We start from the raw sequence: 6,835 nt of genomic DNA on the forward strand, positions 1-6,835 counted from the left end.
TTACCACGGCCGCCGACCCCGATACCGCCGGGACGAATGCGAGCTGAAAACACCGCTCACCGCAACGCCTTTTGACCGGCGTCACATGCCCGCCGGAATCGTAACCCGACGCAATCATCGCCCGGCGGGCAATGTCCGGTCCATGAGTGTTCACCGCGTACGGTGGCTACCGCATCGTCCACCGGCGAGATGTCCGGCAAACAGCCACGAGCTGACGTGCGTTCAGCGAACTGGTGCTGACATGCGTTCAGCGAACCGGTACAGCGGCGGCGCGCAGCGCGTCCTTGACCGCACCGATACGCAGGTCACCGAAGTGGAAAACGCTCGCGGCGAGTACCGCGTCGGCCCCCGCGGCAACCGCCGGGGAGAAGTCCGCCAAGGATCCCGCCCCGCCGCTGGCGATGACGGGCACGTCCACGACCGCGCGGACCGCGGCGATCATCTCCAGGTCGTAGCCGTTCCGGGTCCCGTCGGCGTCCATCGAGTTGAGCAGGATCTCTCCGGCGCCGAGCTCCACCGCCCGCGCCGCCCAGGCGACCGCGTCGATGCCCGTCCCGGTGCGGCCCCCATGGGTCGTCACCTCGAACCGGGGCCCGCCGGATTCCGGGGTGCGGGTCCGGCGGGCGTCCACCGACAGCACGATGCACTGGCTGCCGAACCGCAGCGCGCATTCACGAACCAGTTCCGGACGGGCGACCGCGGCGGTGTTGATGCCGACCTTGTCGGCGCCGGCCCGCAACAACCGGTCGACATCACCGATCATGCGTACACCGCCACCAACCGTCAGTGGAATGAAAACCTGTTCGGCGGTACGCCGCACCACGTCATACGTGGTCTCACGATTTGCGCTGGACGCGGTGATATCGAGGAAAGTCAGTTCGTCTGCGCCCTCGGCGTCGTACAGCTTCGCCATCTCCACCGGATCGCCGGCATCCCGCAGATCGGTGAAGTTCACGCCCTTGACCACCCGGCCGGCGTCGACGTCCAGACACGGGATCACCCGGACGGCAACGGTCACCGGATGTGCGCGGGCTGGCCGGAGGCGACCGCCAGCGCCTCGGGCAGGGTGAACGCCCCCGCGTAGAGCGCCTTGCCGACGATGGCGCCCTCGACGCCCGCCACGCCCGCGATGGCCGCCAGATCGTCCAGCGACGACACCCCGCCACTGGCGACCACCGGCCGGGACGTGGCAGCGGTGACGGTACGCAGCAGGTCGAGGTTCGGCCCGGTGAGGGTGCCGTCCCGGTGGACGTCGGTGACCACATAGCGGGCGCAGCCGTCGGCGTCCAGGCGGGCGAGGACGTCGAACAGCTCACCGCCGTCGCGGGTCCAGCCGCGGGCGGACAGGGTGGTGCCGCGGACGTCGAGCCCGACGGCGATCCGGTCGGCGACCCGGTCGATCGCCGCGCGCACCCAGTCGGGGTTCTCCAGCGCGGCCGTGCCGATGTTCACCCGGGCCGCGCCGGTCGCCAGCGCCGCGTCCAGGGAGTCGTCGTCGCGGATCCCGCCGGAGAGCTCCACGGCCACGTCGACCGAGCGCACCACCTCGGCGATCAGATCACGGTTTGAGCCCCGACCGAAGGCCGCGTCGAGGTCGACGAGGTGGATCCACTCGGCGCCGTTACGCTGCCAGGCCAACGCGGCCTCGCGGGGGTCACCGTAGGAGGTCTCGGAACCAGCCTTGCCCTGGACGAGCCGGACGGCCCGGCCGTCGGCTACGTCCACGGCAGGCAGGAGGATCAGTGCCACACCGCCCACCCTACGGGTCACCCGGCCGTCGGGTACCGCCACGGCCAATCACTGGAGAGCCCGTGTCTGACCGGTTACAGCAGCACGGCCACGAGGTCCAGGTCGATGGCCTGGTGACGGGCGACCGCGGCCTTGCCCTTGCTGACGCCGAACTCGTGCCGGTCGGTCCGCGTGACGGCCTGGAAGCGCACCTCACCGTTGGTCGGTTCGGTCGGTTCGGTCGGTTCGGCTGCCGTGATGGTCAGCTCCACCGGCCGGGAAACACGGTGCACCGTCAGGATGCCGAAAAGGGTCCAGGTACCCACGGTTTCCACGAGTCGCTCGGAGGTGAACGTGATGTCCGGATAGGTCTCGACGTCCAGGAAGTCCGCTGCCCGCAGGTGCTTGTCCCGGGTGCGATTGGCGGTGTCCAGGCTGGTCGCGTCGATCACGGCACGTACAGTGGACTTCTCGACCGGATCGGCGACGACGATCGAGCCCTCCCGAACAGCCAGAGTACCGACCACCTTGAGCAGGCCGAACAGCCCGCGCGTGGTGAAACGCACGGTGGACCGGGCCGGATCGATACGGTACGTGCCCGTACGGGGCGCTGCCACTCCCCGCGAGAACACTGTCCGTTCTGCCATGATCTTCCTCCTTGACCGAGCTCAGCCTTTGCCGAGCGGTGCCGGACCGACAAAATCGGGGTGATAACACCGAGTTCACTGCGAACCGTTCCCACCTGGCGTCCGGAACGGTTCACTGAAAACGCTGAAAACACAGCAGCGGTCCCAGCCACAGTCGCTGGGACCAGCCTCCCGCAGCCCGGACGGTGCGCGCCTCCTCACCGGCAAGATAAGCGACGGCGGCCCCATCCGGAAGCTCCAGCCCGCAGACCGCGTCCACCGACGACCCGGGAACCTGGGCCTCCCGGGCCTCATCCAGGTCGGCTTCCGGACCCCGAGCGTGAGAGAAGCATGATCGCGACGCCTTTGGCCCTGATGTCCGAGTCCCGGCTCATGTCCGAATCTCAGCTCACCAGGGCGAGGTCATATGCGAACGCGGTGGCGGCGATCGACGCGTCATCGGCCATCATTCATCCAGCTGCCGGGGCCGCCTACAACGCCTGTCCGGACTCCTGCCTGATGCAGACCAGCGTGTCGACGATTCCGGCTTCAGTCACAGCGGCGGCAAGTCTTCCGTCATGTCGCCGGCCAGTTCATCAAGGTCGACCCGCAGGCCTGAGTCAGCCTGCCCTTGCTGGCCGAGGAGCCTTCGCACGAACTCCTCACGACCGATAAATCGAGGACGCCGGTCCACCGTGGCAAGCCGGGCGACCGGGCGACCGTCAACGGTGATGACCATTCCTTCGCCTGCTCCGACGCGTCGGAGCAGGCTGCACGTGTCGTTGCGAAGCTCCCAGGACGAGATCAAAGTAGCCATACGACAAATGTAGAATGCCACTACGGTTGTGACCGTCTCGGACCTGGCCGACGCGGAAACTAGGGTTCCGCCCCGATGAAGGCGGCGAGGTCCGCCAAACCGCTTTGCCTCGCCCGCCGGACACTCGTGGAGTCCAGCAGATCTGTAACTACATGGTGAGCGAGGCGCTGGTTTTGAGCCACTGCGGCGCGACTCCGTAGATTTCTTTCACCGTCTTCAGCGCGGCGCTGTAGTCCTTCGCCGCCGCCCCCGTCCTTGGCCAACGTGGCTACCGAACGCGCCCCACCCTTGGAACACAGAAATCCAGAGATTGAGAGCCGAAATTGCTTCCCTCCGCTCAGCAGCCGGGCGCAGTGACTAACCCTTACGCCATCTATGTGGACGCGACCGGCGAACGGCTGAGCGAGTTGAGCACGTGGGATGCGGCGCACGTCATGGCACGTAGGACAACCGTGCAGTAGCACACGGCACCGCTGGCTGACAGGGCGAAGAGCAGCAGGGCCGGAAAGATCGACTGAGTTTCTCGTCCGACGAGGAAACGGCTGATGCTCATGGACAGCAGATCACCTCGCTCCGTGACAGGCAGCATGAAACACCCCGGGCGGGATGCCGTTACTCCGTGAAGAGATCAACCTCGCCCTGACACAACCAGCACCGCAGGTCGAGTTCACCGGCCGGTGCCGGTACCGGAAGCGTCGCCCGGTAGCACCGCGCACAGGCCAGGCCAGGCCACCACATAACTCGCACCGGAAACCGTGCCCCTTCAGCTCCAGCTCCTCGAGGTTGAGGTAGTAAGTGACACTGACGTGCTCACCGTCCACATCACCAATCGGTTCCGGCGCCCCCGCCGGCATCATCGAATAGTCGCACCGAGCGCAGTCCTCATCGGACCGCCGAGGGCTGGGCAGCGCACTACGCTCGGCGATCTCGACGAACCGCCCATCCGCCTCCTCAAAGATCATGATCAGATCCTTACCGAGGTTGCCCGCAGGCGTCTCGGCGATCACGTAGATCCGTTCGTCTCGGACCTCGCACCCGCGCAGGAACTCCAACGCCGCCCGCCTGCTCGCGAACTCTTCGATCAGGTACAGCGCGTTGGGCCTGTCCACCACGCGGATCGGGCGGTCGTCCGAGTAACCCGGAGGCCAGCTGACTCGCAGTTTCCTCGGGAAGGTCGGTGTCCGGGACGACCTGCTCATCCTCGCCCGGCGGCGCCGCACCACGATCGCCGCGACCACCACCACGAGACCCGCGAGCACGACCACAATCCAGGGCCCCACACCGCCTCCACGCTCTCGATACCCGCACACCCACGACCGATGGTATCGGCGTAGGAAAGGGGCGCCCATTGGGCGCCCCTTTCCACGTGTATCGCGAGCTGGCCACCCGCGGCTGGGATCAGGCGCAGTCCGGTCAGGGCCTGGAGCACGCCGGCCCACCTGGTGCCACGTTGGATGTGGCCACGTCCGGCTGGCCACATCCAACCTCTTCCTCGGCTCCACACAGGCCGGCTATGAAATCACTGGGATTCACAAGCGGCCTGGCGCATCCGGTCTCGCATTCATGGAAACGATCAAACTGTTCGATACATCACGTGGAAGACGGCGGCAGGGAACGGGATGGGAGGTTTCATGAGAACAAGTGGCTTCGCCGTCGATGAAATCAACATGGCCACGGCGCACCCAGCGCGGATGTACGACTATTTCCTGGGGGCAAAGACAACTATCCGACTGATCGGATCGCGGCGGAGCGGGTGCTGCGGGCTGCCCCCGAAGCCCGGCTGATGGCACGGGAAAACCGAGGCTTCCTCCAACGCGCCGTCCGGTTTCTCGTCGGGGAGGCCGGCATCCGGCAGATCATCGACATCGGTACCGGGATCCCGACCGCGGACAACGTCCACCAGGTCGCCCAGAAAGTCACACCGGACATCCGGGTCGTCTATGTCGACAACGATCCAGTCGTACTCGCAGAGGCTCCAGGCTTCTGATGCGATGAAGGAGCGGGGCCTCCGCTCCTTGGTGACGGCCCCCGGGTAGGCCGGGGGTTGTTGCCATCGTCACTGGACGAGGAGGCCCCTGTGTCTCAAGGGTACGAGGGTTCGCAGGTAGTCGGTATCGATCTGCACCGTCGCCGGAGTGTGGTGGTGCGGATGACGGCGGAAGGCGTTCCGCTGTCGACCGTTCGGATCGCCAACGATCCGGAGGCGTTGGCGGCGGAGGTCGCGCGGGCGGGTGTGCACGCCGAGGTGGTGTTGGAGGCGACCTACGGCTGGTACTGGGCGGTCGATGCGCTCGCCGATCTCGATGCTCGGGTGCATCTGGCGCATCCGCTGGGGGTGAAGGCGTACTCCTGTCGGCGGGTGAAGAACGACGTCCGGGACGCCGCGGAGCTGGCGGATCTGTTGCGGATGGGTCGGCTGCCCGAGGCGTGGATCGCCCCGCCGGCGTTGCGTGAGCTGCGCGAGATGGTCCGGCACCGCGCCGGGTTGGTCGCGGTCCGCTCGGGCCTGAAGGCGCAGGTCCACGGGGTGCTCGCCAAGCAGGGCGTGACCGTGCCGATGACGGATCTGTTCGGCGTGGGTGGGCAGGAGCTGCTGGACCGGGTCTGGCTCGACCCGCCGTACCGGGCCCGGGTCGACAGTCTGCGCCGGATCATCGACCTGCTGGACTGGGAGATCGACACCGTCCGCCGACGGATCACCACCCGGCTCGCCGGCGATCCCGGCTACCGCGCTGTTCAGCAGATCCCCGGGATCGGGTCGACGCTGGCGGCGGTGTTCGTCGCCGAGATCGGCGATGTCAGCCGGTTCCCCAGCCCGGGACATCTGACCAGCTGGGCAGGGCTCACGCCGCGTCACCGTGAGTCCGACACCACCGTGCACCGTGGCCATATCACCAAGCAGGGTTCCACGCTGGGCCGCCGTCGAGGCGGTGCAGATCCTGCCCGCGTCCACTCCGATCCTGGGCACCACCAAGGCCAGGGTCGGCGACCGTCGTGGCCGCAACATCGGCAAGGTGGCCGCGGCCCGCAAGCTGCTCACGCTGGTCTCCTACGCGCTGCGCGACGGTGAGGTCCGCGCGCTGCGCCCGGCGGCGTGAGCGGTCCGGTCCCGGTCGGCGGCGTGGCCGTGCTGGTCATGACCTCCACCCCGGTGGCGTGGTCGCCCGTCTGATTGACCCCCGCCGACCGCGGTCGTAACGCTCCATGCCCCCGGGGCGAAGGGATGACTGGCAGCCGAACCTGCCCCCGACACCGAATCGGGATGGAGACGAAACCGCACCACCCCTACCCGCCCGAAAGGAAACCGTTTCCCAGTCCAGGCACATACAGCAGTCGAGCGGCCTGACGGCCGCGCCCAGACCCCACGCCGACCTCTCGGGTCACCCGGTTGGCCGCCACGGGTCCGCGACGCAGCATGCGAGTCCGCCCCTCCAGCGTCAAGGCTGTCTACGCATCGCCTACGGCGACCGGGTCCCCTCCGGGGCCCACGGGCCCTGACCCCGGAGCCTCTGCGAACCCGCGGGCAGCACACAACGGCAGGCACAGCTGCCTGCCCCACCCACACGCCGCCGACCCACGACGGCCAACCCCCGCACGCCCACAACCAGCCAAAACAGATCCCAGCGTCGCCTTGACCGGCCCCGCCCCTTCAGGGATGACCAGC

General features: G+C 67.7%; 6 protein-coding genes and 2 pseudogenes. 2 read left to right on the top strand and 6 right to left on the bottom strand.

All coding sequences use genetic code 11. The features are described from left to right. Positions 1 to 247: 247 nt before the first annotated feature. From hisF to CV1CTNOD_RS15320, 6 genes are all read right to left on the bottom strand, one after another. Entirely contained in the window at positions 248 to 1,018 is a 771-nt protein-coding gene (hisF, locus tag CV1CTNOD_RS15295; protein WP_131786754.1) for an imidazole glycerol phosphate synthase subunit HisF, read from the bottom strand. Continuing rightward, positions 1,015 to 1,749, bottom strand: a complete 735-nt coding sequence (priA, locus tag CV1CTNOD_RS15300) for a bifunctional 1-(5-phosphoribosyl)-5-((5-phosphoribosylamino)methylideneamino)imidazole-4-carboxamide isomerase/phosphoribosylanthranilate isomerase PriA (RefSeq protein ID WP_131786755.1) — start codon at positions 1,747 to 1,749, stop codon at positions 1,015 to 1,017. Before priA ends, hisF begins: the two co-directional genes overlap by 4 nt. A gap of 74 nt (positions 1,750 to 1,823) precedes the next feature. Continuing rightward, positions 1,824 to 2,375 (bottom strand): YceI family protein, encoded by a 552-nt coding sequence (locus CV1CTNOD_RS15305; protein ID WP_131786756.1) that lies wholly within the window; start codon positions 2,373 to 2,375, stop codon positions 1,824 to 1,826. Between the two features lie 532 nt (positions 2,376 to 2,907). Continuing rightward, positions 2,908 to 3,171 carry a type II toxin-antitoxin system Phd/YefM family antitoxin gene (locus tag CV1CTNOD_RS15310; protein ID WP_131786757.1) on the bottom strand — a complete coding sequence of 88 codons (264 nt, stop codon included), beginning with the start codon at positions 3,169 to 3,171 and terminating at the stop codon, positions 2,908 to 2,910. A gap of 373 nt (positions 3,172 to 3,544) precedes the next feature. After that, positions 3,545 to 3,724: a hypothetical protein gene (locus CV1CTNOD_RS15315; protein ID WP_131786758.1), complete on the bottom strand. Its 180-nt coding sequence runs from the start codon at positions 3,722 to 3,724 to the stop codon at positions 3,545 to 3,547. A 10-nt stretch (positions 3,725 to 3,734) separates the two neighbouring features. After that, positions 3,735 to 4,451: a hypothetical protein gene (locus tag CV1CTNOD_RS15320; protein ID WP_131786759.1), complete on the bottom strand. Its 717-nt coding sequence runs from the start codon at positions 4,449 to 4,451 to the stop codon at positions 3,735 to 3,737. A 351-nt stretch (positions 4,452 to 4,802) separates the two neighbouring features. Between CV1CTNOD_RS15320 and CV1CTNOD_RS15325 the strand changes: the two are divergent. Both CV1CTNOD_RS15325 and CV1CTNOD_RS15330 read left to right on the top strand, forming a co-directional pair. Then, positions 4,803 to 5,146 (top strand): annotated as a pseudogene (locus CV1CTNOD_RS15325) (SAM-dependent methyltransferase); the annotation flags it as partial. Between the two features lie 102 nt (positions 5,147 to 5,248). Further along, a pseudogene (locus tag CV1CTNOD_RS15330) lies at positions 5,249 to 6,269 on the top strand (IS110 family transposase). Positions 6,270 to 6,835 lie beyond the last annotated feature (566 nt).

The organism is Protofrankia symbiont of Coriaria ruscifolia (genome assembly GCF_900634745.1).
In the GTDB taxonomy this organism is placed as follows: Bacteria; Actinomycetota; Actinomycetes; order Frankiales; family Frankiaceae; genus Protofrankia; species Protofrankia californiensis.